The organism is Bradyrhizobium sp. USDA 241, assembly GCF_049739505.1.
Lineage (GTDB): Bacteria > Pseudomonadota > Alphaproteobacteria > Rhizobiales > Xanthobacteraceae > Bradyrhizobium > Bradyrhizobium liaoningense.
The window spans coordinates 3,563,828-3,588,513 of sequence record NZ_JBMGPZ010000005.1; the positions used below are offsets into that span (position 1 = coordinate 3,563,828).

General features: G+C 63.5%; 19 protein-coding genes and 3 pseudogenes. 12 read left to right on the forward strand and 10 right to left on the reverse strand.

Going from position 1 to position 24,686, the window contains the following annotated elements; translation table 11 throughout:
* Window positions 1-77 precede the first annotated feature (77 nt).
* The 3 genes from ABIF91_RS39170 to ABIF91_RS39180 all read left to right on the forward strand — a co-directional run bounded on the left by ABIF91_RS39170 (window position 78) and on the right by ABIF91_RS39180 (window position 2,583).
* Window positions 78-1,207 (forward strand): IS3-like element ISRj2 family transposase gene (locus ABIF91_RS39170; protein ID WP_424579845.1). Its coding sequence is split into 2 segments (ribosomal slippage): window positions 78-330 and window positions 330-1,207, totalling 1,131 coding nucleotides; the frame shifts between segments, so codons are not numbered across the junction.
* A 144-nt stretch (window positions 1,208-1,351) separates the two neighbouring features.
* Complete coding sequence (gene tnpC, locus ABIF91_RS39175; RefSeq protein WP_424579854.1) at window positions 1,352-1,936, forward strand: IS66 family transposase; 585 nt, start codon at window positions 1,352-1,354, stop codon at window positions 1,934-1,936.
* Complete coding sequence (locus ABIF91_RS39180) at window positions 1,933-2,583, forward strand: UPF0149 family protein (RefSeq protein ID WP_063712394.1); 651 nt, start codon at window positions 1,933-1,935, stop codon at window positions 2,581-2,583. Before tnpC ends, ABIF91_RS39180 begins: the two co-directional genes overlap by 4 nt.
* Here ABIF91_RS39180 and ABIF91_RS39185 read toward each other — a convergent pair.
* The 6 genes and pseudogenes from ABIF91_RS39185 to ABIF91_RS39210 all read right to left on the reverse strand — a co-directional run bounded on the left by ABIF91_RS39185 (window position 2,567) and on the right by ABIF91_RS39210 (window position 8,185).
* The gene (locus tag ABIF91_RS39185) at window positions 2,567-2,893 is read right to left on the reverse strand and encodes a hypothetical protein (protein ID WP_424579731.1); all 327 of its coding nucleotides are present in this window, start codon (window positions 2,891-2,893) and stop codon (window positions 2,567-2,569) included. The genes ABIF91_RS39180 and ABIF91_RS39185 overlap by 17 nt on opposite strands.
* A gap of 66 nt (window positions 2,894-2,959) precedes the next feature.
* Window positions 2,960-4,244 (reverse strand): annotated as a pseudogene (locus ABIF91_RS39190) (IS256 family transposase).
* Window positions 4,245-4,579: 335 nt separating this feature from the next.
* Window positions 4,580-5,734, reverse strand: a complete 1,155-nt coding sequence (locus ABIF91_RS39195; RefSeq protein ID WP_245285615.1) for an acyltransferase family protein — start codon at window positions 5,732-5,734, stop codon at window positions 4,580-4,582.
* Window positions 5,735-5,905: 171 nt separating this feature from the next.
* Window positions 5,906-7,024, reverse strand: a pseudogene (locus tag ABIF91_RS39200) (IS3-like element ISRj2 family transposase).
* Between the two features lie 84 nt (window positions 7,025-7,108).
* Window positions 7,109-7,522, reverse strand: a pseudogene (locus ABIF91_RS39205) (transposase); the annotation flags it as partial.
* A 456-nt stretch (window positions 7,523-7,978) separates the two neighbouring features.
* Window positions 7,979-8,185: a hypothetical protein gene (locus tag ABIF91_RS39210; protein WP_028178053.1), complete on the reverse strand. Its 207-nt coding sequence runs from the start codon at window positions 8,183-8,185 to the stop codon at window positions 7,979-7,981.
* 542 nt (window positions 8,186-8,727) lie between these two features.
* On the opposite strand from ABIF91_RS39210, the gene ABIF91_RS39215 reads away from it, so the two are divergent.
* Together ABIF91_RS39215 and alr are read left to right on the forward strand one after the other, a co-directional pair.
* Window positions 8,728-10,233: a replicative DNA helicase gene (locus ABIF91_RS39215; protein WP_028178051.1), complete on the forward strand. Its 1,506-nt coding sequence runs from the start codon at window positions 8,728-8,730 to the stop codon at window positions 10,231-10,233.
* A gap of 54 nt (window positions 10,234-10,287) precedes the next feature.
* Window positions 10,288-11,565, forward strand: a complete 1,278-nt coding sequence (gene alr / locus ABIF91_RS39220; protein WP_028178050.1) for an alanine racemase — start codon at window positions 10,288-10,290, stop codon at window positions 11,563-11,565.
* A gap of 146 nt (window positions 11,566-11,711) precedes the next feature.
* On the opposite strand, the gene ABIF91_RS39225 is transcribed toward alr, so the two are convergent.
* Window positions 11,712-11,930: a cysteine rich repeat-containing protein gene (locus ABIF91_RS39225; protein WP_028178049.1), complete on the reverse strand. Its 219-nt coding sequence runs from the start codon at window positions 11,928-11,930 to the stop codon at window positions 11,712-11,714.
* Window positions 11,931-11,970: 40 nt separating this feature from the next.
* Here ABIF91_RS39225 and ABIF91_RS39230 point away from each other — a divergent pair, with 40 nt between their 5' ends.
* Window positions 11,971-12,741 (forward strand): exodeoxyribonuclease III, encoded by a 771-nt coding sequence (locus tag ABIF91_RS39230; RefSeq protein WP_028178048.1) that lies wholly within the window; start codon window positions 11,971-11,973, stop codon window positions 12,739-12,741.
* Between the two features lie 268 nt (window positions 12,742-13,009).
* Here the strand turns inward: ABIF91_RS39230 and ABIF91_RS39235 are convergent, their stop codons facing one another.
* A complete protein-coding gene (locus ABIF91_RS39235) occupies window positions 13,010-13,786 on the reverse strand; it encodes a potassium channel family protein (RefSeq protein ID WP_028178047.1) in 777 nt (258 codons plus the stop codon).
* Between the two features lie 280 nt (window positions 13,787-14,066).
* Between ABIF91_RS39235 and ABIF91_RS39240 the strand changes: the two genes are divergently transcribed.
* Window positions 14,067-14,792, forward strand: a complete 726-nt coding sequence (locus ABIF91_RS39240; protein ID WP_028178046.1) for a sulfite exporter TauE/SafE family protein — start codon at window positions 14,067-14,069, stop codon at window positions 14,790-14,792.
* 11 nt (window positions 14,793-14,803) lie between these two features.
* On the opposite strand, the gene ABIF91_RS39245 is transcribed toward ABIF91_RS39240, so the two are convergent.
* Window positions 14,804-16,855, reverse strand: a complete 2,052-nt coding sequence (locus ABIF91_RS39245; protein WP_424579732.1) for a putative bifunctional diguanylate cyclase/phosphodiesterase — start codon at window positions 16,853-16,855, stop codon at window positions 14,804-14,806.
* A 17-nt stretch (window positions 16,856-16,872) separates the two neighbouring features.
* The gene (locus ABIF91_RS39250; protein WP_035717595.1) at window positions 16,873-17,988 is read right to left on the reverse strand and encodes an ABC transporter substrate-binding protein; all 1,116 of its coding nucleotides are present in this window, start codon (window positions 17,986-17,988) and stop codon (window positions 16,873-16,875) included.
* 397 nt (window positions 17,989-18,385) lie between these two features.
* On the opposite strand from ABIF91_RS39250, the gene ABIF91_RS39255 reads away from it, so the two are divergent.
* From ABIF91_RS39255 to ABIF91_RS39275, 5 genes are all read left to right on the forward strand, one after another.
* Window positions 18,386-19,789, forward strand: coding sequence for an adenylate/guanylate cyclase domain-containing protein (locus tag ABIF91_RS39255; RefSeq protein ID WP_051393896.1), 1,404 nt, complete (start codon window positions 18,386-18,388; stop codon window positions 19,787-19,789).
* 85 nt (window positions 19,790-19,874) lie between these two features.
* Window positions 19,875-21,320 (forward strand): DNA repair protein RadA, encoded by a 1,446-nt coding sequence (gene radA / locus ABIF91_RS39260; RefSeq protein WP_028178043.1) that lies wholly within the window; start codon window positions 19,875-19,877, stop codon window positions 21,318-21,320.
* 167 nt (window positions 21,321-21,487) lie between these two features.
* Window positions 21,488-22,117 carry a CvpA family protein gene (locus ABIF91_RS39265; RefSeq protein ID WP_018317599.1) on the forward strand — a complete coding sequence of 210 codons (630 nt, stop codon included), beginning with the start codon at window positions 21,488-21,490 and terminating at the stop codon, window positions 22,115-22,117.
* Window positions 22,118-22,145: 28 nt separating this feature from the next.
* Window positions 22,146-23,675: an amidophosphoribosyltransferase gene (gene purF / locus ABIF91_RS39270; protein WP_028178042.1), complete on the forward strand. Its 1,530-nt coding sequence runs from the start codon at window positions 22,146-22,148 to the stop codon at window positions 23,673-23,675.
* A gap of 138 nt (window positions 23,676-23,813) precedes the next feature.
* A complete protein-coding gene (locus ABIF91_RS39275) occupies window positions 23,814-24,554 on the forward strand; it encodes an SDR family NAD(P)-dependent oxidoreductase (RefSeq protein ID WP_028178041.1) in 741 nt (246 codons plus the stop codon).
* Window positions 24,555-24,686: the final 132 nt, after the last annotated feature.

A 24,686-nucleotide genomic window follows, 5' to 3' on the forward strand; every position in this document is an offset into this window, starting at 1 on the left:
CGCAAATTCGGACAGTAGCTTGAGTGGATTTTCTGCCTGACAGCGGCGAGGATTCTTGCTGCGAATCAGGAGCGAAGATGACGAAGAAGAGCCGCCGGACGCATTCTCCGGCATTCAAGGCGAAGGTTGCTTTGGCTGCGGTCAAAGGCGACAAGACACTGGCGGAGCTGGCGCAACTGTTTGATGTTCATCCGAACCAGATCACGATCTGGAAAAACCAGCTCCAGGAAGGCGCCGCCGGCGTGTTTGGGCATGACAAGACATCGGCCGAGACGCCGGTCGATTTGAAGGCGTTACATGCCAAGATCGGCGAGCTGGCGTTGGAAAACGATTTTTTGTCCGGCGCGCTCACCAAGGCGGGCCTGCTGAGCGCAAAGCGATGATCGACCGCGATCATGATCTTTCTATCGTGCGCCAGGCGAAGGTCCTGAAGCTGGCTCGCAGCACGGTCTACTATGAACCTCGGCCAGTTTCGGCCGAGGACCTTGCCTTGATGCGTCGGCTCGATGAGCTGCATCTCGATTATCCCTTCGCGGGAGCGCGTATGCTGCGATCGTTGCTGCGGCGGGAGGGCGTATACGCCGGTCGCCGCCACATCGCGACGCTGATGAAGCGCATGGGGATCGAGGCGGTCTATCGTCGCCCGAACACGAGCAAGCCGGCTCCGGGTCACAAGATCTACCCGTACCTGTTGCGCGGATTGAAGATCGAGCGGCCCGACCATGCGTGGGCAATGGACATCACCTACATTCCGATGCGGCGTGGCTTCGTCTATCTCGCGGCGGTCGTCGATGTGTTCAGCCGACGGGTCCTGGCCCATCGCGTCTCGATCACAATGGAGGCGGCCTTCTGCGTCGAAGCGGTCCAGGAGGCGTTGGCGAAGCACGGCAGGCCCGAGATTTTCAACACGGATCAGGGCAGCCAGTTCACCAGCCTCGAGTTCACCGATGTGCTGCTGGACGCGAAGATCGCCATCAGCATGGACGGCAAGGGCGCCTGGCGCGACAACGTGTTTGTCGAGCGGCTCTGGCGCACGGTCAAATACGAAGAAGTATATCTCCGCGCCTACGACAGCGTGTCCGAGGCGCGAGCGTCAATTGCCAAGTATCTGGCCTTCTACAATCAGGGACGCCCTCACTCGAGCCTTGACGGGCGCACGCCCGACGAGGCTTACTTCGGCACGCAAGCTATGGTGATGGCCGCATGACCGTCGCCGACGGTTTTGTCGTCGCTCTGGTCGGGCTACGCCCTCCCGACGCAACGACAAAACCGTAAAGCCCCGCGTTCAGCATAACCCGGCAGGAATCCACTTAAATCCAGCGGGGCGCTGTCCAAACAACCGGGGCCAGCTCTGTATTGTCTCGTTCACGCGCGCCGCAACTTCGTGAGGGTGCACAAGACGACGAACTCACCCTTCGCCGCGGAGGTCATCGAGCGCATTGCGGCCGTCTACGCGATCGAGGAGAGGATCCGCGGTCTCGATGCTGGGGAACGCCGCGCGACGCGACAGGCCGAGACGAAGCCGCTGATGGAGGCGTTGAGGGCCCGTCTGATCGCGGTGAAGGACGGGATCTCCCGCCGCTCGACGCTCATCAAGGCGATCGACTACATGCTCGAACGCTGGCAGGGCCTGACGACGTTCCTGGATGACGGGCGGCTCGAGCCGGACACCAACACGGTCGAACGATCGATCAGGCCAATTGCGATCGGAAAAAAGAACTCGTTGTTCAGTGGTGACGAAGGCGGGGGCGAGACCTGGGCGATACTCGCTTCGCTTCTTAACACAGCGAAATTGAATGGCCTCGACCCCGAGGCGTATCTCGTCGACGTTCTCGATCGCATGGTGAGCGGCGCCACGAAGACCAACCAGCTTCACGAACTTCTGGCCTGGAACTGGAAGGCCACACGCGAAGCCGAAAAGCGGGCCGTGGCATGACGAAGCCGAAGCAAGGGCGGGGAACGCGAAAAGCACGCAAGACGACGATGGCGGACTATGCCATGTCGTTCGAACGGCTCGGGCAATGGATCAGCAAGCGCGCCAGGTCGCCGACGCTTCGGCATCCGCGGGCGACGTCGCTCTCCATGCTCGATGGCGCGGTGGCCGCGGTCGTCGCCGGGCCGGTCTCGATGGCGTCCGAGGAATGGGTGTGCCCGCTCCTCGGCGTAGATCCCGACGCCTTCAATCACGACACCGAGGAGTTCTCGGCAATCGCCGCCACGCTGATGCGCCACAACGCTATCAGCGAGACGCTGTCGACGAGACCGGAGAGCTTCGAGCCGCTGTTCGTGCGATCACCGGACGGCGAAGTCGACCCGCAGCCCTGGTGCATGGGCTTCTACGCCGTCATGAAGCTTCGGCTTCTCGTCTGGTCGCGGCTTCTCCCCCCGAATGGAACCGAACACCTTATGCTGCGGCCGATCTTGGTCCATTGCATCGACGACGCCGGTCGACCCTTGCTACCCCCGGCCCGGCGCACGCTGGGAACGCAGCCCATCATCCAAAACGCCTGGCGCAACATTCCAGCAACCGTCGAGGCCCTCCGGCAGTTCTGGATGCCTATACGCTTCAAGCGCGGTGCGTAGGCCGTCCGCACCAAGTCCGTGGCTCCGTGGGCCTCTCGTACCGTTTACGATCGACCGAGCGCACGTCGCGCCACTCCTCAGGGTCTGCGTTCTTCAGCGCGAAGACGGCGGCGCTGGTCTCCGCGCCCTTGCGCGCCCGCAACAGCTTGCGCTCCAGGAACAGCACCCGAGCAGGCCGCGCGCGAGACACCGCGTCGGAGAAGTCGCTGTGCTCCCTGATCCACCTGTACACCGTGTCCCGGCTCACCCCGATCAGCCCGGCGAAGGCGGTGAGGCTGATGCCCTCGTTGTTCGTCGCATCGATCAGCATGTCACCGTATTCCGGTCGGTAGCCACTCGGCGAGCTATCGCCAAATTTTGGTGACGGCCGGGCCGGTCAGGCGGCGGCGGTTTTGGGCTCACGGACAGCCGTGCTTGGCGATGACCTCAATCCCGTCGTTGAATGTCACACCGAGCACGAGTTTTGGCAACTGGTTGTGACCATCGAGTCGACGCCAACTTTTCTGCGCGGCCTCGGCCAGTTTGAAGACCATCGCGAGCGCCGTCCTGTTGGACAGGCAACCCTTCGATCGGATCGTGCGGTGGCGCACGGTGGCGAAGGTGCTTTCAATGGGATTGGTCGTCCGCAGGTGTTTCCAGTGCTCGGCGGGGAAGTCGTAGAAAGCCAGCAGCGTGTCCCGATCCTTGCCGAGGCAGTCGGCCGCCTTTTCGTATTTGGGTGTGTAGCTCTCGATGAAGGCGTCGAATGCCAGCTCGGCGGTGGCCTTGGACTCCGCCATCCAAATCTCCTGCAGCGCGCGTTTGGCTTTCGGCTGCTGGCTCTTTGGCAGCTTGGCGAGCACGTTGGTGGTCTTGTGCACCCAGCAGCGCTGCTCGCGCGTTGTCGGCCAGACCTCACCGGCGGCCTTCCAGAACCCGAGCGCGCCGTCGGCAATGACGAGCCGCGGCGACACGTCGAGCCCACGCCGCTTCAGATCGAGCAGCAGATCGCGCCAATCGTGCGCGCTCTCGCGGGCGCCATCGGTGAAGCCGACCAGTTCCTTGCGGCCTTCCGGCGTCGCGCCGATCAGCACCAGGATGCACTGCTTCTCGTCCTCGAGGCGAGCTTCGAGATGGATGCCATCGGCCCAGATGTAGACATAGCGCCTGGCCGAAAGATCGCGCTTTTGCCACGCGGCGTACTCGTCGAGCCAGCCGTCCTTCAGGCGACCAACGGCGGATGCCGACAACCCGGCAGCATCCTTGCCGAGCAGCGCCGCCAGCGCCTCGGAGAAGTCGCCGGTCGAGATCCCCTTCAAATAGAGGATCGGCAGCAGCGTCTCGATCGACTTCGACCGCCGCATGTAGGGCGGCACGACCGATGGCGAGAACCGGATACGGTCGGGATCGGCGGCGGCGGCCTCGCGATCGCGCACACGCGGCTGGCGGACGGAGACTGGACCGATCCCGGTCATCACCTCGCGCTCCGGCAGGTGACCGTGGCGGACCACACGCTGCTGGCCGTCCTCGGTCTTCACATCGGCATGCTTGCCGAGAAAGTCCGCGACCTCGGCCTCGACCGCCTGCGCCAACAGAGCGCGGGCCCCGTTACGCAAGATTTCGGTGAGTTGGTCGTCGAACACTCCTGGCTGAATCAGCTTGGTGACGTTATCGTTGGACACGGCATATCGCTCCTTCGGTGGAGAAGTGGAGGCGTCAAGCACCCCCACGATATGCCGCCTTCCCGATTCCCGCCGTCACCAACTTTCAGCGATAGCTCCCACTCGGCCTGCCGAAGGTCTGGTCGCCCCTGTAGTGGGCTGGGAGCGTGGTCTGCTTGAAGGGTGCCATGGTGTTCCGAAGGTCATCCTGCAGCACTGTTGCGACGATCAGGGCCGTCCGCCGCCCGGACCGCCACGAAGCGGCCCGCGAAACCGGGCACTTTCTGCGTAACGCCTACGCCGATATTCCAGCGGCCGTCGAGGCCATCCGTGCATACCTGCGGCAGTGCCCTGCATTAGCCTTTGAGGTGCTCAAATGATCTGCGACGCAAAGTGGCTCGGATCGGTTCGTCGAGATATCGCTTAACAAGAAAGCTAAAAGCGATTGCAACTAGCGTCATGGTTGGTACCGCTAGCGCTGCATGATTCTGCGCAACCCAACCTGCCGAAGTTCCGCCGAACAATAGCATGAGTAGAACGTAGTGGGTCATATAAAGCGGATATGAAAGATCTCCGATAAACTCGCTAAAACGGTTGATCGACGGACTCCCGATTGCATTAGCGCCCAGCCAAACAAGGAGCGGATATACGATTGTGACGATCAGGAAATCGTAGGGCTTCCAAAGGAAGGGCCAAAAGAAGGACGCAAGCAGAATAAGTGGAAGGTAATATGCTGCCCGTGGCAACAGCGGTTGCCTGCCAATACGGTAAGCAACAACGCCCGCGATAAATGAAAAACCTACCCGTACAAAGCCAATCCAGAAGGTTCTGCGGTCGAAACCGCCGTTTAGGCTTCCGAAATCGTAGCACGTGTATGCCGTTGCAACCGCGGCGAAGGCGAGCATCGCTAGCAACCATCGAAGCGATAGTTGGCGCAGAAAAAGAGCAAACGTTAGGTTCGCCACATACTCGCAAAGCAATGACCAGGCGGGAGCGACTAAAGGAAAAATAGGAAAGCTGGGATCGCTGTGAAATAAGTGCGGCAATAGAAGTGCGCTGCAGGTGAGGAGAATAAAAAACTCCGTGACACTAAAATTGAATAATGCGGCAGCCACAGGCGCATAGAATCGTCCGATTACAACCACAACGAAGCCCAACAAGGTGCCAATTACGACCAGCGGATGCAGTCGTATAAGACGCCGTTTAATAAGTTCTGTGGGTGACAATTCTACGCGAAAAGGGTCGTAGGCAAATGCCATTACATACCCTGACAAGCAAAAGAAAAAATCCACAGCGAGATAACCGCGAGGAATCCAGTTCTGAGGACCGAACTGAAAGGGTTCATAAAAATGTAAAAAGACGACGCAGATGGCAGCAATTCCCCGCATGCCGTCAAGAATGCTCAGTCGCGCGACCTCTTTGGCAGCCAGCGACCCGGGGTCTTCGGGAAAGGCGTTGGGGGGCGGTAAATTCGGGAGGTCGTAGCTGGATTTGAGCATCGCGTTTGACATGTAAGATTCTGCGATTCTATTAACGAGAGCTGGCCCCGGTTGTTTGGACAGCGCCCCGCTGGATTTAAGTGGATTCCTGCCGGGTTATGCTGAACGCGGGGCTTTACGGTTTTGTCGTTGCGTCGGGAGGGCGTAGCCCGACCAGAGCGACGACAAAACCGTCGGCGACGGTCATGCGGCCATCACCATAGCTTGCGTGCCGAAGTAAGCCTCGTCCGTCAAGGCTCGAGTGAGGGCGTCCCTGATTGTAGAAGGCCAGATACTTGGCAATTGACGCTCGCGCCTCGGACACGCTGTCGTAGGCGCGGAGATATACTTCTTCGTATTTGACCGTGCGCCAGAGCCGCTCGACAAACACGTTGTCGCGCCAGGCGCCCTTGCCGTCCATGCTGATGGCGATCTTCGCGTCCAGCAGCACATCGGTGAACTCGAGGCTGGTGAACTGGCTGCCCTGATCCGTGTTGAAAATCTCGGGCCTGCCGTGCTTCGCCAACGCCTCCTGGACCGCTTCGACGCAGAAGGCCGCCTCCATTGTGATCGAGACGCGATGGGCCAGGACCCGTCGGCTGAACACATCGACGACCGCCGCGAGATAGACGAAGCCACGCCGCATCGGAATGTAGGTGATGTCCATTGCCCACGCATGGTCGGGCCGCTCGATCTTCAATCCGCGCAACAGGTACGGGTAGATCTTGTGACCCGGAGCCGGCTTGCTCGTGTTCGGGCGACGATAGACCGCCTCGATCCCCATGCGCTTCATCAGCGTCGCGATGTGGCGGCGACCGGCGTATACGCCCTCCCGCCGCAGCAACGATCGCAGCATACGCGCTCCCGCGAAGGGATAATCGAGATGCAGCTCATCGAGCCGACGCATCAAGGCAAGGTCCTCGGCCGAAACTGGCCGAGGTTCATAGTAGACCGTGCTGCGAGCCAGCTTCAGGACCTTCGCCTGGCGCACGATAGAAAGATCATGATCGCGGTCGATCATCGCTTTGCGCTCAGCAGGCCCGCCTTGGTGAGCGCGCCGGACAAAAAATCGTTTTCCAACGCCAGCTCGCCGATCTTGGCATGTAACGCCTTCAAATCGACCGGCGTCTCGGCCGATGTCTTGTCATGCCCAAACACGCCGGCGGCGCCTTCCAGGAGCTGGTTTTTCCAGATCGTGATCTGGTTCGGATGAACATCAAACAGTTGCGCCAGCTCCGCCAGTGTCTTGTCGCCTTTGACCGCAGCCAAAGCAACCTTCGCCTTGAATGCCGGAGAATGCGTCCGGCGGCTCTTCTTCGTCATCTTCGCTCCTGATTCGCAGCAAGAATCCTCGCCGCTGTCAGGCAGAAAATCCACTCAAGCTACTGTCCGAATTTGCGGGGCCAGCTCTACCAAAGTGTAGGTCAGCCGGATCACGTCGCGCAGGCGCGGAGCATTCTCCAGCCGCGACAGCGTCGGCTGGGAACACAAATCCCGGCCCGTGTCCGGTAGGCGACCGCAGGCCAGCTTGAATGCCGGATCGGACCTCAGATGATCGAGGTCGTCGGCGTCCTCGTAGCCGCAGCAGATCGCGAACATGCGAGCGCGGAACATATCGACCAGGCTGTGCACGACCCGCGTCGGATCGCGCCGATCCGGGAACACCCGGGCCAGATTGTTGGCCAAACCGAGACGCCGCTCGGCCATCGCCAGAAGCATCACGCCCCCGTTCGAGGTTAGGCGCCCACCATCGAAGGCAGCTGTGACTTTCTTGGCGTGAACGGCTGGAAACGAGAAGGGCGGAATCGTATCGTCGGTCATGGCGGGCGTGGCGTTCGCGGTTGGAGGTGATGGGGTTGGCTTCGCAACCGAATCCTACGCCGCATCAGCGCTTTACCCCTCAGGCGCACTCTTACGAATAAGACGGGTTAAGTTGAAGAAAGATTGAGTGACTCCCGATCATTTCTGTGCCGAAACGTGGAGTCGCGGTCGTGCCGCGTCCAAAGAAACCGGCGCGAGCGGCCTATTAGACGCGGTAGGTGCTCAGCCTCCGAAACGAGACTATCAAGCATGAAGAGATCGAGCGCGAGGCAGAGGTTTTATTTGTGTTGAATTCTTGCTTCTCGATAGTGGTCTGAAATCGTATCATCGGTCATGGCGGGCGTGGCGTTCGCGGTTGAAGGTGATGGGGTGGCTTCGCAACCGAATCCTACGCCGCATCAGCGCTTTACACCACGCTCGCCAGCCTCTCAGGCGCCCTCTCGCGAATAAGACGGGCTAGTGACGCAGGGTCGACATCAGGGAGGTCCGGGAAGAGGCCGTTAGCGCCAGTTGCGCGCGCAGCTGCAGCAGGATCTCGGGTGCGACCGGCTGGCGACGGACGTCGGGCCGTTCCGCGTGCTCCATGGCCGCGATCAACCCGGACAGCCAAAGCCGGCTGCCAGCCTCGCTTCGCCAGTTCTGGTGCTGCCGTTCTGGCTGCATCGCTCGCCTCGTCTCTGTTGGCGCGGGAATGGGACAATCCCCGACCGGCCTGGCTGTTCCGCCTTATCCCCGAAAGAATCCGGGGAGATGTGATCTGCTTCACATAAGTCTGGTCAGGGCTGTCTTAGACCGTCGCCATGAGCAAAGAGACCCAAACCTCATTCGACGTGCCGGACGACCTCCGTACCGATTATGCCCTGATCGTCACCGGCGTCGGGGCCGCCCTGGTTGCGCTGGTCTACCTCCTGCTGGTCTGAACCGAGCCGAACGCGGCCAGCGTGCGTCATTTCGCGCGCTCTCAATACGTCTGCCCGCCAGTCAATAGGGTTCATGGGTTCCGGTATTTTTCGATGGCGCGGCCGCTGCCGCGCCGCGCGGGTTCCGCGGAAATCCGTCAAGCGCGGCGCATGCTGCGACCGCTAATCATCCACCATTTTAACTGAGCGGTTGATAGCGATCAGCTTTTGCTTCCGCTTTCTCCTGCGGCGGCGCTTTATCCCGGCCCCGCATCCGCCCAAGAAAATTGCTAAGCACCTCCGACCATGGCCCTGACTGATTCGAACGTTCTCAAACTCGCGCCCGATGCCGGGACTCCCGCCTATCGGAGCGCGCCGCACAATATCGAGGCGGAACAGAGCCTTCTGGGTGCGATCCTGGTCAACAACGACGCCTTCTACCGTGTCTCCGACTTCCTGGAGGCGAAGCATTTCTTCGAGCCGCTGCACCAGACGATCTTCGAGACCGCCGGCAGCCTGATCCGGATGGGCAAGATCGCGACGCCCGTCACGCTGAAGACGTTCCTGCCAGCCGATACCGATGTCGGCGGCATGACCATCGGACAATATCTGGCGCGGCTCGCCGCCGAAGCCACCACCATCATCAACGCCCAGGACTATGGCCGCACCGTCTACGACCTGTCGTTGCGGCGTGACCTGATCGGCATCGGCGAGGACATGGTCAACGTCGCCTACGACGCACCGGTCGACTTCCAGCCACGGGCGCAGATCGAGGACGCCGAGCGCAAGCTTTATGAACTCGCCGAATCCGGCCGCTATGACGGCGGCTTCCAGAAATTCTCGCAGGCGCTGACGGTCGCGGTCGATCTCGCGGCAAAGGCGTTCCAGCGCGACGGAAAGCTGTCGGGCATCTCGACGGGCCTGCGCGACCTCGACACCAAGATGGGCGGCCTGCAGCACTCCGACCTCATCATCGTCGCGGGGCGTCCCGGCATGGGCAAGACCTCGCTGGCGACCAACATCGCCTACAACGTCGCGCAAGCCTATGTTCCGGAGCTGCAGGCCGACGGCACCATGAAGGCCGCCAATGGCGGCGTGATCGGCTTCTTCTCCTGCGAAATGTCGGCCGACCAGCTCGCCACGCGTATCGTGGCCGAGCGCACCGGCATTCCCTCCTCCCACATCCGGCGCGGCGGCATCTCGGAAGCCGACTTCGAGAAGATCCGGCAGGTCTCGATCGAGCTGCAGTCGCTGCCGTTCTACGTCGACGCCACCGGCGGCCTCTCGATCGCGCAGCTGATGGCGCGCGCGCGCCGGCTGAAGCGCCAGAAGGGCCTCGACCTCCTCGTGATCGACTACATCCAGCTTCTGTCCGGCTCCAGCAAGCGCGCCAACGACAGTCGCGTACAGGAAATCACGGAGATCACGACCAGCCTCAAGGCGCTGGCCAAGGAGCTCAACGTCCCCGTCATCGCGCTGTCGCAGCTCTCGCGTCAGGTCGAATCGCGCGACGACAAGCGGCCCCAGCTCTCGGACCTGCGCGAATCCGGTTCGATCGAGCAGGACGCCGACGTCGTACTGTTCGTGTTCCGCGAGGAATATTACCTCGCCATGAAGGAGCCGCGTCCCGGCACCGAGGAACACGCAAAATGGCAGGCCGACATGGAACGCACGGTGGGCCGGGCCGAAGTCATCATCGGCAAGCAGCGCCACGGCCCGACCGGCACGGTCGAGCTGCACTTCGATTCCTCGGTCACGCGCTTCGGCGACCTCGCGCATGACGGCCAGCTGCCGGATCGCAGCGACTACTAGATTGTTCCCTGGGTTGAACCGGACCTGCCTCTTGCGTAAAACGGCGCCATGACAATGGCGTCCGACCCGAAAACGATCCCGCAATCCGGTCTTCCCTCCGCAGAGGCCAATCAGGCTGCCGCGCTCGCGGCCTATGGCGGCGTGCTGACCGTCGATCTCGATGCCATCATCGCCAATTGGCGCAAGCTCGAGAAGACGGCGGTGCCGGCCGAATGCTCGGCGGTGATCAAGGCCGACGCCTATGGCTGCGGCGCCGAGCAGGTGTCACGGGCGCTGAGCAAAGCGGGCTGCAGGACCTTCTTCGTCGCCACCCTCGAGGAGGCGCGCAAAGTGCGCGCCGCCGTTCCGGAGCCCACGATCTACGTGCTCGGCGGCTATTTCCAGAACACCGGCGAGCACTACGCCAAGATCAATTGCCGTCCGGTGATCGGCGATCTGAACGAGCTCGCCGAATGGGACGTATTCTGCCGCCGCAGCGGCTGGACCGGGGGCGCGGCTGTTCACATCGACACCGGCATGAACCGGCTCGGACTGACGCTTGCGGACGCGCAGGCCATCATCCCCCGCATCAACGCCGGCGATCACGGCATCACGCTGGTGATGAGCCATCTGGTCTCGGCCGAGCAGCTCAACAGCCCCATGAATGCCAAGCAGCTCGCGACCTTCCGCAGCATTGCCAGCGAGTTCACGGGCGTCCCGGCGGCGCTCGCGAATTCCTCCGGCATCTTCCTCGGTGCGCCATTCCAGTTCGACCTGGTCCGACCGGGGGCCGCGCTCTACGGCGTCAACCCGACGCCGGAGGCCGACAATCCGATGCAGCCGGTGGTCGAGCTCAAGGCGCGCATCGTGCAGATCCGCAATATCGAGCGCGGCGAGAGCGTCGGCTATGGCGGCACCTGGACCGCGCGGCGGCCTACGAAACTTGCGATCATCGCGGTCGGCTATGCCGACGGCTATTTCCGTGCGGCCAGCTCCAATGACGGCACCCGCGGCGCCGACGTCATCGTGGCCGGCAAGCGCTGCCCGATCGCGGGCCGCATCTCGATGGACCTCATCGCCATCGACATCACCGACCTGCCGCCGAACGCGGCGCGGCGCGGTCACATGGTGACGCTGCTCGGCGACGGCATCACCGTCGACGAACTCGCGCACCATTTCGGCACGATCGGCTACGAGGTGCTGACGAGCCTCGGCCACCGCTATGCGCGCGTCTACAAAGGCGGCGATGTGGTGGAGCCGCTGGAACGGTCGGCGCTGCCGACGGGAGCCGAGCAGCCGCCTTCCCCACCGCCGATCGAGCAGCCGGCGGCCCCGCCGCCGCTGCCGTCTTAGTCAACGCTCTCGTGCCCCGGACGCAGCGCAATGCGCCGCACTTCGCGGCGTAGTGCGCTGCAGAGCCGGGGCCCATATCTCAACAGTGCACTGTGTCGCCTTCTGTTGGGTCCCGGCTCGCGCTACGCGCGTCCGGGACACGAGACTTACTTCTTCCGGCTATCCAGCGCCGCCTTGCAGGTGTCGCTGAGCTGGTCGCGCTTGCCGTTGAGGCAGGCGACGACCCGGCCGCCGCCCGGCGCGATGCCGGCGCAGAATTTGTCGTAGTCCGCCTTGCACGCACCGCGCGGATCGGACGATTGTGCCGATGCGCCTCCGGAGAACGCGACGACGAGTGCGATGGCAACAAAGCTCGATTTGGACATTGTATCTCCGGTGACGGAAGGCAGGAGCCGGTAGCTCTACATGAAGATCGCGACATTCAACATCAACAACATCAACCGCCGCCTGCCCAATCTGTTGGCATGGATGCGCGTCGCAAAGCCCGATGTCGTCGCGCTTCAAGAGCTGAAGGCAAGTGATGGCGAATTTCCGGCGGCTGCGATCGAAAAGGCCGGCTACGGTGCGGTATGGTGTGGACAGAAGACATGGAACGGCGTCGCCATCCTTGCGCGCAATGCCGAGCCCATTCTCACCCGCGACCGCTTGCCGGGAAAGCCTGGCGATCTCGAAGCCCGCTACATCGAAGCCGCCGTGCGCGGCATCATCGTCACCAGCATCTACCTGCCCAACGGCAATCCGCAGCCGGGGCCGAAATTCGACTACAAGCTCGACTGGTTCGCGCGGCTCAAGCGCCACGCCAAGACGTTCATCAAGCAGGATCTGCCCGTGGTGCTCGCCGGCGACTACAACGTGGCGCCAACGGAGATCGACATCTATCCGACGCGATCATGGGACAAGGATGCGCTGATCCAGCCGAAGAGCCGCGCGGCCTTTGCGTCGCTGGTCGAACAAGGCTGGTGCGACGCGGTGCGCGAGTTGCACCCGGCCCAGCGCATCTACACGTTCTGGGACTACAAGCGAAACCGTTGGCCGCGCGACGCAGGGCTGCGGCTCGATCATCTCCTGCTCAGCCCTGCCCTCGCCCCGAGTCTGGCAAAAGCCGGCGTCGACAGGAAGATCCGCGGCGAGGATGGCGCGAGCGATCACGCGCCGGCATGGGTGGTGTTGCGGTGACCCTCACCACAAATTCCTGCCGTCGATGACGTTCACAGGCACCGCATCCAGATCGAAATCGTCGTAGCCGGCCCCTGCTGCCGACATGCTTTCAGCAGCGGGACGGTCAAAACAAAAAAATGAAAAACAACCCCATGCACAGTAGCCGACCCCTGTCCGGTCAATGGCTTACGGCTATTCCGAAATATACGTTGATCCGTCGGGCAAAACACTGGCATGATGTCACCATCGAAAGACGTCCACCCGCATCGCCGGCAGCGAGAGCCCTTCAGACTGCCCCGTCATCCGGAATGTTGAGAAGAGTTCCACAGGCCTTGCAATGCACGGCATCGGCGTCATGCCTCTGGAGCCCGCAAGCCGGACACGGAAATCGCACCTTGTTGGGACTCAGGAGCGCGCGGGCGAGATTGAAGAACAGCGTTACGCCGAAGATCATGATCACGACGGTTATCAAACGACCGACCGTGCCCGACAGGGTAATGTCGCCAAAGCCGGTCGTCGTCAGTGCCGTGACGGTGAAATACAGGGCATCGGCATAGTTCCGGATCTCGTCGTTGCGAAACTTCTGAGTCTCGTAAACGATCCCGGTCATGACGAATATGAAGACTGCCAGGTTCGTGACGGCGAAGATGACGTCTTCGTTGCGACGAAAGAACGGAGAATCGATGCGCAATCTCACCAGCATCTGGTAGTCACGAAGCAGCCCCAAGGTTCGCAGGATCCGGAGAAAACCGCCCGCCTCGCCGGCAAGCGGCGCCAGGAAGGATACGATCGCAACCATGTCGGCCCACGTTGCGATCTCAGTGAATTTTCGAAACGGATGCCGATCGACGAGGAGCCGAGCCGAGAAGTCGGCAAGCAGCATGACGCCGAACAGGACATCGAGCGTTTCAATGATCTCACTGGGCTGCAGGAATGAGGTTGCGATGATGAACAGCACCGTCACGATGTCGAAGGCGAGCAGCGCATAGCGGAAGCGCACGCCGCTCGGCGTTGCGCCCTCGTAAAGGCGGCGGACGCTGCTTCTGAGAGACGTGAGGGTCACGGCATCATGATCACGGTTTGCATGGATGATGGCAACTCGCACGGCGCGCCGCAAGATCAGACCGAAATTCAGCCACGCCGTGGCCAAAGAGAGCGAAATTGATCTCCATGCTCCGTGACGGCGTGTCGCCGCGACGCACGATTGTCGCTGCGAAGCCGCTTGCACCGAACGCCTGAGAGACGGAGCTCAGACCGGTAGGCGCAGCACGGGTTCCCTTGCCTGGCGCGGATCGCCGGATTCGCTGCCAGGGGCTAAACTCTCCCGATTCGTGGAGACTGTCTTGGCCTTTCTCTTCGTCCTCAGCGTCGGCCTCGTCGCCGGCACCATCTCAGGCATCATCGGCACCGGCTCGTCGATCATGCTGATGCCGGTGCTGGTCTATGCCTATGGGCCGAAGGAGGCCGTGCCGATCATGGCGGTCGCCTCCGTGATGGCGAACTTCTCGCGGATCCTAGCTTGGTGGCGCGAGGTCGATTGGCGGGCCTGCGCGGCCTATTCGGTCACGGGCATTCCCGCCGCAGCGCTCGGTGCACGGACCTTGCTGGCGCTGCCTTCGCACGTCGTCGATCTCACCATCGGTATCTTCCTGATCGCGATGGTGCCGGTGCGGCACTGGCTGGCGCGGCATGACCTCAAGGCCAATCTCTGGCATCTGGCCGTCGGCGGCGCGATCATCGGCTATCTCACCGGCATCGTGGTCTCGACCGGCCCGCTCAGCGTGCCGCTGTTCCTGTTCTACGGCCTCAGCAAGGGCGCCTTCCTCGCCACCGAAGCGGCCTCATCGCTCGGCCTCTACTTCGCGAAATCAGTGACCTTCGAGCGTTTCGGCGCGCTAACGGGCGACGTGTTCATGAAGGGCCTGATCGCCGGCTCCTCGCTGATGTCAGGTGCCTTCATCGCAAAGCGCTTCGTGCTGCATCTGAGGCCGGACGTGTTCCGCCTGGTGATGGACGCGATCATGATCGCAGCCGGCCTCTCGATGCTCTGGAGCGCGGCTCAGCCGTGACACGGCGGCGCTCAGGCGGCGGATTCCGGCGCGATCGATGGGCTCCCGGTAGTGCCGCGTCTCGGCGCCGCCGGCTGCGTATGGAGCCATTGCAACAGGGCCTCGAGCGGCTGCGGCCGCTGATAGAGGAAGCCCTGCCCGAACCTCACGCCCATATCACGCATGGCCTCGGCCTGCTCGGCGCGCTCGATGCCTTCTGCGACCAGGGTCAGCCCCAACGTGTCGGCGAGCGACGCGATCACGCCGACGATGGCCTTGTCCTCCGCGCTCTCGGGAATCTCCCGGATGAATGCCTTGTCGATCTTGACCTTGTCGAGCGGGAAGCGCCTGAGGTGAGCGAGCGAGCTGTAGCCGGTGCCGAAATCGTCGAGCGCGATCGTGGCGCCGAGGCGCCGCAGGCGATGCAGCGTCTCGGAGGCGCTGGCGATGTTGTTGATCAGCGATCCCTCGGTGATCTCGAGTTCGAGAGATGAGGCCGCAACGTCGAAGCGCGCACAGGTCGCGCGCAGCTCGGCGGCGAGCGAATGGTCGGCAAGCTCGGACGGCGGCAAATTGATCGCGATCCGGATCTGCGGCCTGCCGGCGGCGGCCAACCGTTGCAACGCCCGGCAGGCATCGGTCAGCACGTAGCGGGTCAGCCGCGCATTGTTGCCGCTGCGCTCGATCAGCGGCAGAAATTCGCCGGGGCCGATCACGCCATGCTCAGGATGCCGCCAGCGGATCAGCGCTTCCAGACCGACAACCTCGTGAGTCTCGAGATCGACCTGGCTCTGGTACCAGACCTCGAACTGCTCCTCGGCGAAGCCGGTGGGAATGGCGAGCTCGAGATCCCTGCGGCGGCGATAGTCACGCTGAAGCGCCTCGTCCAACACAGCGACCGTGCCGGGCGCCTTGCTCTTGGCATGATAGAGCGCGATGTCGGCGAGCGTCGGCAGATGCGACAACTCCGGATCGTCGGCGCGGCGCACTGCAAGACCGATGCTCGCGCGCGGCACCACTAGCTTGTCGTGGAGGCGGATGGACTCGGAAATGGCGTCCAGCACCTGCTGCGCGAATGCGTGCGCTGCCTGTTCGTGGCTCACCTCGGGACGAATGACGACGAACTCGTCGCCGCCAAGCCGTGCAACCCAGTCCTCCGCTTCGACCGCGCTACGAAGACGCTCCGAAATCTGAACCAGGAACTTGTCGCCGGCCTCGTGACCGAAGGTGTCGTTGATGCCCTTGAAGTCGTCGAGATCGATGAAGCAGAATGCGACCAGCGTATCCGGCGAGCCTCCGTCCCGGCTCGCCACGGCCAGGCGCTCGGTCAGGGAGCGTCGGTTCGGCAGTCCCGTGAGCGGATCGTGCGTCGCCATGTGCCCGAGCCGGTCCAGCGCGCCTGACGTCGTGTGCTGCATGGCGTTGAAGGCGCGCGCGAGCTGGCCGAATTCGTTCGAGGACGTGACGTCCGCCGGATAGGCGCGGCCATCCTGCTTGCTGCGCTGTATCGCCGACATCATGGCCGCCAGCGGCCGGCCGATGAAGATGTTGGCGGAGATCCGCATGGCGATCAGGGTCGCAAACGTTGCGAGCAGGCCGACCACCAGCAGCAGCACCAGGCGGCTGCCCGCATCCGCGTACAGCGTCGCACGCGAATAGGCGATGGCGATGCGGCCGGCCTCAACGGCCATGTTGCCATTGCTGTAGTGGATCGGGCGCGAGACTTCCGCGACCGCCTGGTCTTCGGCCCGCGCGACCACGCGGGCAATGGCGGAGCCGGTATCGTCATAGACCGCCGCCGCGGCGATGGTCTCGTCGTGCATGATCTCGTTGAGCACGCCGGTGACCTGGTCGTAACGCATCTTCCACAGCGGCTCGGCGATCAGCTCGGCCCGGCTCTCGGCGACGCGGGCGATGCGGGCGTCGAGCTGCCTGACCTGCGACCAGAAGCTCGATGCCTCGACGCCGGCGGAGGCGAGCAGCTGCACCAGCAGCAGAACGGGCACGGTGGCCCAGATCATCGCGTGGACGACCGAGCCCAGGCGTGCTGGCGCCGCCTGCTCGTTGCGATCCGGCTCGGTCATCGCCTCATCCTTCCGCATCAGTCCGCAACGCCTTCGGGAAGCGGCAGCGACGAGATGAGCGCATCGAGGGAGAAGTCATATTGGCCGCAGCGGCCGGCCTTCGCCCTGAACCGCGCAAAGTCGATCCGGTCGAACGCACGCGTCCTGATGAGGTCGCCAACCGAAGCGAGGTTGTCGCGCGTGATCGCAGACGTCTTGACCTCGACGCGAGGGGAAACGGCTGCGAAATCGCAGCCATCGGCATAATCGCGCAGGAGAACGATTGACCAGCCGCCGAGCAGGAAATGCCCGCCGTCGGTCAGGAGCAGACGACAGTTGAGACCCACCACCTGGATGTTTCGACCGGGCACAAGGCCGGCAGCGATCGCCGCGCGGAGCGCGCCGAGCGCCATCGGATCGTTTCCGGCCCATATGCCGGCGGGCCGGATTCCCTTACGAGAAGCCCAGCCCAGATAATTCGCCGTGACCTGCTCGGCCTCCGACTGCGTCCAGTTGGCGAACAGCAGCCGGTCCACCACGACGTCAGGCGCGGCATCCACGGCCAGCTTGAGACCGGCGTTGCGGGCAATCGAGGCCGGTGTGATCTCGTCGCCGCCGATTCCGAGAATGTGGATCTTGCCGTCGGGGCTCTGCGATTTCTCGGCACGCGCCACCCCGATCAGCGCATTGGCCATCCGTGCACCCGCAGTCTGCAGATCGGTCGTGATGTCGCCGAGCCAGGTCTTGAGCTTCTCGCGCGGCGGTCCAAGACGCGCCGCATCCTCGCCGATCAGCGTGTTCGAGAGCAGCAGCGTCTTGACACCCGCAGCCTCGGCCGCCTCCAGGATCGGGACGGCGGCAGACTCCTCGTTCGACAGGATGAGGAAATCGGGCTTGTCGGGACGTGCCACCACGCCGAAGCCGAGCTCCTGCATGGTGCGGTAATTCCGCTGGCTGGTCAGCACCTCGACATGAGCATCGAGCCTGCGGCCGGCGGCCTGCATGGTCTGCGCGACCATGTCCCAGTAGACCTCACCGGTCTTGCCGGGATTGACGAAGACGATGTCGAGGGGCTTGGCAAGGCTACCGCCAGCATACGCGAAAATGCTGCAGGCCATGCCCGCGGCGAGCAATATTCGTCGGAATCCCGGCATTTCCATTCCCAACCCGATCGGTTCCGAGATTGGACGCGCGTCGGCTAACACTTTGCAAAATCAACCCGGCCACAGCGGCATAGAGCTAATGAACGGTATATCTATCGTGTCGGATTGAGATAATCGAAGCGTCGGCGATCAGGCGTCCCTTCCGTGCCCTCAGCCATCTGAAACCCGCAACTCGCTATCCATCGGAAGGGCGACGCGCGCGAGAGCGGCATCGCCCTCGCCGTCCCGTGCTGAACAAGCGGGCCGCCCGAATTTATCCGAAGGCCTGACCGCTGCCGAGTTTATCAGATATGACATCGCTGGGTGGCCGCGAGTTCTCAGGCGCGCCACCTTGATCGACGCTCCGTGCGCGATCGCACGATCTGATGTTCGACCGGGGAGATGTGACTTGAGCGCACTGGCGGAAGCGGCCGATATCACAGGTCTCCGAAGCAAAGCGGCCGGACGAACCGACGGCCAACAAGACACCCTCAAATTCGCCGAAGCTGCCCTTGCCGACAGCAAGCGTGATGGCCTGCTGCTGGCCGTCCGGGCCCGCTGGGTCGCGCTCGCGGTTACTGCCGTTACCCTGTCGCTCATCAACCCGAACTGGGATGTCGTCTATTACATCCTGATGCTTGGTTTCTTTGCCGTCATCGGCTGGGCGCAACTGAAGGTCGGCAAGGTCGGCCGTTCGCGTCCCGAACTTTTCCTTATATTTTGCGACCTGGCGCTATTGGCCTTCCTTAGCGTCGTGCCCAATCCCTGGAGCAACGTTCACTGGCCGATCGGAATGCAATTCCGATTCGACAGCTTCATCTATTTCTTCATCTTCCTCGCCACTGCCACGCTCGCTTATTCCTGGCGAACGGTGCTCGCGATTGGCATGTGGACCGGAGCACTCTGGGCTATCGCCGTCGGCTGGGCTTATCTGCAACCGGAAACCCATGCCGCGCTGTCGGAGCGCGTCAGGGAGGCGATCGGTGCGGATATTCGTATGTTCAGCATCCTCGACCCCTCCTCGATTGGTTTCGGCGAGCGTTTCCAGCAAGTGATCGTATTCATCGTCGTCGCCGCTATCCTGGCGCTGGCGGTGCGCCGTTCCAATGCGCTCTTGATCAGTCATGCCGGACTCGAGCGCGAACGTGCCAACCTGGCGCGTTACTTCTCCCCCAATGTGGTCGATGAACTCTCCGGCAATGACGAGCCCCTCGCGAAGGTCCGCACGCAGGACGTCGCGGTGCTGTTTGCAGATATCGTGGGATTCACCGCCTATGCCGATGGACGCGACCCGAAGGACGTCATCGAGACGCTGCGGCAATTCCATGAGCGAATGGAACGGGAAGTGTTCCAGCACGGCGGAACGCTCGACAAATATCTCGGGGATGGACTCATGGCGACCTTCGGCACGCCGTTCGTCGGCGATTCCGATGCGCTGAACTCCTTGCGTTGCGCGAGGGGCATGATCGCCTCGATCGCCAAGTTGAACAGCGAGCGTGGCGATCGCAACGAACCGCCGATCCAAGTCAGCGTCGGCTTGCACTACGGGCAAGTGGTGCTGGGCGATATCGGCCTCAACCGGCTAGAATTCGCCGTGATTGGGACCACCGTGAATGCGGCGAGCCGCCTCGAAGCGCTGACCCGCGAATTCGGATGCGCTATCGTCGTCAGCGACGCGCTGGTACAACAGGCCCACGCCGAACCGAATCACTCCAGTACCGATTTTGCAGCGCTCGTCGAGCGGCCGGCACAGACCATTCGCGGCCTCGAGCGACCCGTCGGCATCTGGACATGCGCTAACGTCGCCCCTTGAAGCTTGCGGTGGATGCATCGGCACCCATCGCCCTTATTCGTGCTAAGAACTGCTCGTCCGCTACACCGAGACCGCTATTCCCCCCATGGCCAAGAGCACCCTCTCCTTCGTCTGCCAGAACTGCGGCGCTGCCTATAACCGCTGGCAGGGCAAGTGCGAATCCTGCGGCGAGTGGAATACGCTCGCGGAAGAAGACACGAGCGGCAGCGTGCCGGTGTCGATCCGCTCCAAACGCAAGGGCCGAACGTTTGCGCTGGAGAGCCTTGCCGGGAAAAGCCCGGATGCGCCGCGCCTCTCCTCAGGCATGACCGAGCTCGACCGCGTCACCGGCGGCGGCTTCGTCCGCGGCTCGGTGCTGCTGGTCGGCGGCGATCCCGGGATCGGCAAGTCGACGCTGCTGACGCAGGCGACCAGCCTGCTGGCGCGCGCCGGCCACCGCGTGGTCTACATCTCCGGCGAAGAGGCGGTGGCCCAGGTGCGCCTGCGCGCCGAGCGGCTCGGGCTGTCGGACGCGCCGGTCCAGCTCGCCGCCGAGACCTCCGTGGAGGACATCGTCTCGACGCTGTCGGAGGGCGCGGTGCCCCGGCTGATCGTGATCGACTCGATCCAGACCATGTGGACCGACACGGTGGAATCCGCGCCCGGCACGGTGACGCAGGTGCGCGCCTCGGCACAGGCGCTGATCCGCTTTGCGAAGAAAACGGGGGCCGCCATCATCCTGGTCGGCCACGTCACCAAGGACGGCCAGATCGCAGGTCCCCGCGTGGTCGAGCACATGGTCGACGCGGTGATGTCGTTCGAGGGCGAAGGCTCGCAGCAATTCCGCATCCTGCGCGCCGTGAAGAACCGCTTCGGCCCGACCGACGAGATCGGCGTGTTCGAGATGACGGGCCTCGGGCTGCGCGAGGTCACCAACCCCTCGGAGCTGTTCCTGTCCGAGCGCGATCTCGGCACGCCCGGCACCGCAGTCTTTGCGGGCATCGAGGGCACAAGGCCCGTCCTGGTCGAATTGCAGGCGCTGGTGGCCCCGACCTCGCTCGGCACCCCGCGCCGCGCCGTGGTCGGCTGGGACCCGAGCCGGCTGTCGATGGTGCTGGCGGTGCTGGAGGCGCATTGCGGGGTCAAGCTGTCAGGCCACGACGTCTATCTGAACGTCGCCGGCGGCCTGCGCATCCACGAGCCCGCGGCCGACCTCGCCGCCGCCGCGGCGCTGGTGTCGTCCCTGGTTAATGCGCAGTTGCCCACCGATGCCGTTTATTTCGGCGAGATCTCGCTCTCCGGCGTGGTGCGTCCGGTGGCACAGACCCCGGCGCGGCTGAAGGAGGCGGCAAAACTCGGCTTCCAGCGCGCCGTGCTGCCCGAATCGGCACGCGGCGAGACCGGCGGCGATGCCGGATTGTCGCTGAATGCGGTGAACAGCCTGACGACATTGGTGGCCGAGATCGCCGCCCGCGGCTCCCGCCGAGGCGAATCGAACGCCCCGGCAGAGAAAAATGCCACACCGGCAAGATTCCGCCGCGGAGAGGGTTAGGTGGAGGTGACGTCCCCGGCCCCCGCCGCTATACAGCCGTCACAAAAGCAGCATGGGATTGCGTGGTTGCGGCCTTGCCGGGAACGCCGTCTGCCCCTCTTTTAAGGCAGCGGCCAAACACCGATTCGCTGAGCACCTTTGAGAGTACGAGCGGACCAGACCAGCCGATGCCAGTAACACTCCTCGACCTGATCCTGCTCGGTGTGATGCTGATCTCGGGCCTGCTCGCGATGGTCCGCGGCTTCATGCGCGAAATCCTGTCGATTGCGGCCTGGGGCGCTGCGGCGATCGTGACTTTGTACTCGTTCTCGAAACTGCTGCCGACCGCCAAGACCTATTTCAACAACGACACGGTCGCGAGCGTGGTCGTCGTCGCTGGCGTGTTCGTGGGCACTCTCGTCGTGGTCTCCGTGATCACGGTCCGGATCTCCGACATGATCCTGGATTCGCGGATCGGCGCGCTGGACCGCACCCTCGGCTTCCTGTTTGGCCTGGCTCGCGGGCTTTTGATCGTCGTGGTCGCTTTCCTGTTCTTCACCTGGCTGGTTCCGGACAAGCAGCGCCCGGACTGGGTCACGGGGGCCAAGTCCCGCGTGGTGCTCCAGGGAACCGGGGACTGGCTGATGGCCCTCTTGCCTGACGACCCCGAGAACACCATCTTGAAGAGATTCAAGAAAAACAAACCAGATGATGATCAAGCTGAATCCGAGCAGCAGCCTTCGGGCAGTGGCGACGGATACAGTAAACCTGCTCGTGACAGCCTGAAAAAGCTGATCGAGAAACCTGCGGCGCGTTGATTGAGCCCTAGAGAGAGGCGCGGACGAGATGCGACCCCCTGACCAGGACGCCCAACTTGATCTCGATCCCGACGCCGGTCCGGGCCCGGCCGCGCTGGAGCTTCAGGACGATCTGGAGGGGGATACGCTGCGCGAGGAGTGCGGCGTGTTCGGCATCTACGGTCACCCCGATGCGGCCGCCATCACCGCGCTCGGCCTTCACGCCCTTCAGCACCGCGGCCAGGAAGCCGCCGGCATCGTCTCCTACGACGGCAGCCGCTTTCACTCGGAACGCCGCCTCGGCCTCGTCGGCGACACCTTCTCCCGCCGCGAGGTGATCGACCGCCTGCCCGGCAATGTCGCGGTCGGCCATGTCCGCTATTCCACCACCGGCGCCACCATCCTGCGCAACGTGCAGCCGCTGTTCGCCGAGCTCAATGCCGGCGGCCTCGCCGTCGCCCATAACGGCAACCTCACCAACGGCCTGACGCTGCGCCGCGAGCTGGTGCGGCACGGCGCGATGATGCAGTCGACCACCGACACTGAGGTGATCCTGCACCTGGTCGCGCGCTCCAAGCGCGCCCGCTTCATCGAGCGCTATATCGACGCGCTGCGCGAGATCGAAGGCGCCTATGCGCTGGTTTCGCTGACCAACAAGAAGCTGGTCGGCGCGCGCGATCCGCGCGGTATCCGCCCGCTGGTGCTCGGCGATCTCGACGGCTGTCCGATCCTGACCTCGGAGACCTGCGCGCTCGACATCATCGGCGCGCGCTTCGTCCGCGACATCGAACCCGGCGAAGTCATCGTGTTCGACGAGAACGGCCAGGACATCCACAAGCCGTTCCCGCCGATGGCACCGCGTCCCTGCATCTTCGAATACATCTACTTCTCCCGGCCGGACTCCATCGTCCACGGCCGTTCGGTCTACGAAGTGCGCAAGGCCTTCGGTGCGCAGCTCGCGCGCGAGAGCCACGTGCCGATCGACGTCGTCGTGCCGGTGCCCGATTCCGGCGTGCCCGCCGCGGTCGGCTACAGCCAGCATTCCGGCGTTCCGTTCGAGCTCGGCATCATCCGCAACCATTATGTCGGCCGCACCTTCATCCAGCCGACCCAGGCGATCCGCGAATCCGGCGTGCGCATGAAGCATTCGGCCAACCGCGCCGCGATCGAAGGCAAGCGCATCATCCTGATCGACGACTCCCTGGTGCGCGGCACCACCTCGAAGAAGATCGTGCGCATGATGCGCGATGCCGGCGCCAAGGAAGTCCATTTCCGCCTCGCTTCGCCCCCGATCCTCTATCCCGACTATTACGGCATCGACCTGCCCGACCGCGGTGGCCTCCTGGCGGCGACGCATTCGCTGGAGGAGATGCGCGAGATCATCGGCGCGGACTCGCTGGCCTTCCTGTCGATCGACGGCATGTACCGCGCCATGGGCGAGCCCGGCCGCGACCCCGCCAACCCGAAATTCTCGGACCACTGCTTCACCGGCGCCTATCCGACCCACCTCACCGACCAGACCCAGACCGAGCCGCAGCCGCAGCCGCGGCAATTGTCGCTGCTGGCCGAGGCGAGCTGACACCAATGGCGTCATCCCGGGGCGATGCGAAGCATCGAGCCCGGGATCTCGAGATTCCGGGTTCGGTCCTCCGGACCGCCCCGGAATGACGGGATCATGGGGGCTTGTCCCGGCCATCCACGGCTGTAAAACCCCGCCATGACAAAACCCCTCGCTGATCGCATCGCTCTCGTCACCGGCGCCTCGCGCGGCATCGGCTTCGCCACCGCAATTGCGCTGGCCAAGGCCGGCGCGCATGTCGTTGCGGTGGCGCGCACGCAGGGCGGGCTGGAAGAGCTCGACGACGAGATCCGCAAGGACGGTGGCAGCGCCACCCTGGTGCCGCTCAACCTCACCGATTCCGACGGCATCGCGCGGCTGGGGGCCAGCCTGCACGAGCGCTACGGCAGGCTCGATATCCTCGTCGGCAATGCCGGCGTGCTCGGCCCGTCCTCGCCGCTCGGCCATATCGAGCTCAAGGCCTTCAACGACGTGATGGCGGTGAACGTCTCCGCGAACTTCCAGCTGATCCGCTGCATGGAGCCGCTGCTGAGGCAGTCCGACGCCGGGCGCGCCGTGTTCGTTACCTCCGGCGCCGCCAACAAGGCGACCGCCTATGTCGGCCCCTACGCCGCGTCCAAGTCCGCGCTGGAAACGCTGGCCCGCGCCTGGGCGCAGGAGACTGCGAACACCAAGCTTCGCGTCAATCTGTTCAACCCCGGCCCGGTCCGCACCCGCATGCGCGCCACCCTGATGCCGGGCGAGGAGCGGGCGACGCTCGACACGCCCGAACAGGTCGCCGAATTCATCGTGCCGATGTGCGCGCCTGACTGGACCGAGACCGGCAAGTTCTACGACTACAAGTCCCGCACCCTGATGAGCTTCCGCGCGCCGGCCTGATTGACACCATGGCGATTGACGCCAAGGGTAACGTCTATACCGCCGAGGCCGACACCGGAAAGCGCATCCGGAAATTCAGGCTGACATCGGCCGCGCTCAAATAGCGCCTCAACGCATCTTGCCCAATAGTTA

What these genes read in the sequence shown, in the direction of transcription:
- ABIF91_RS39180 (WP_063712394.1), top strand. Translation starts at nt 1,933, where the DNA reads ATGACGAAGCCGAAGCAAGGGCGGGGAACGCGAAAAGCACGCAAGACG.
- ABIF91_RS39185 (WP_424579731.1), bottom strand. Translation starts at nt 2,893, where the DNA reads ATGCTGATCGATGCGACGAACAACGAGGGCATCAGCCTCACCGCCTTC.
- ABIF91_RS39195 (WP_245285615.1), bottom strand. Translation starts at nt 5,734, where the DNA reads ATGTCAAACGCGATGCTCAAATCCAGCTACGACCTCCCGAATTTACCG.
- ABIF91_RS39210 (WP_028178053.1), bottom strand. Translation starts at nt 8,185, where the DNA reads ATGCAGCCAGAACGGCAGCACCAGAACTGGCGAAGCGAGGCTGGCAGC.
- ABIF91_RS39215 (WP_028178051.1), top strand. Translation starts at nt 8,728, where the DNA reads ATGGCCCTGACTGATTCGAACGTTCTCAAACTCGCGCCCGATGCCGGG.
- alr (WP_028178050.1), top strand. Translation starts at nt 10,288, where the DNA reads ATGGCGTCCGACCCGAAAACGATCCCGCAATCCGGTCTTCCCTCCGCA.
- ABIF91_RS39225 (WP_028178049.1), bottom strand. Translation starts at nt 11,930, where the DNA reads ATGTCCAAATCGAGCTTTGTTGCCATCGCACTCGTCGTCGCGTTCTCC.
- ABIF91_RS39230 (WP_028178048.1), top strand. Translation starts at nt 11,971, where the DNA reads ATGAAGATCGCGACATTCAACATCAACAACATCAACCGCCGCCTGCCC.
- ABIF91_RS39245 (WP_424579732.1), bottom strand. Translation starts at nt 16,855, where the DNA reads ATGACCGAGCCGGATCGCAACGAGCAGGCGGCGCCAGCACGCCTGGGC.
- ABIF91_RS39250 (WP_035717595.1), bottom strand. Translation starts at nt 17,988, where the DNA reads ATGCCGGGATTCCGACGAATATTGCTCGCCGCGGGCATGGCCTGCAGC.
- radA (WP_028178043.1), top strand. Translation starts at nt 19,875, where the DNA reads ATGGCCAAGAGCACCCTCTCCTTCGTCTGCCAGAACTGCGGCGCTGCC.
- ABIF91_RS39265 (WP_018317599.1), top strand. Translation starts at nt 21,488, where the DNA reads ATGCCAGTAACACTCCTCGACCTGATCCTGCTCGGTGTGATGCTGATC.
- purF (WP_028178042.1), top strand. Translation starts at nt 22,146, where the DNA reads ATGCGACCCCCTGACCAGGACGCCCAACTTGATCTCGATCCCGACGCC.
- ABIF91_RS39275 (WP_028178041.1), top strand. Translation starts at nt 23,814, where the DNA reads ATGACAAAACCCCTCGCTGATCGCATCGCTCTCGTCACCGGCGCCTCG.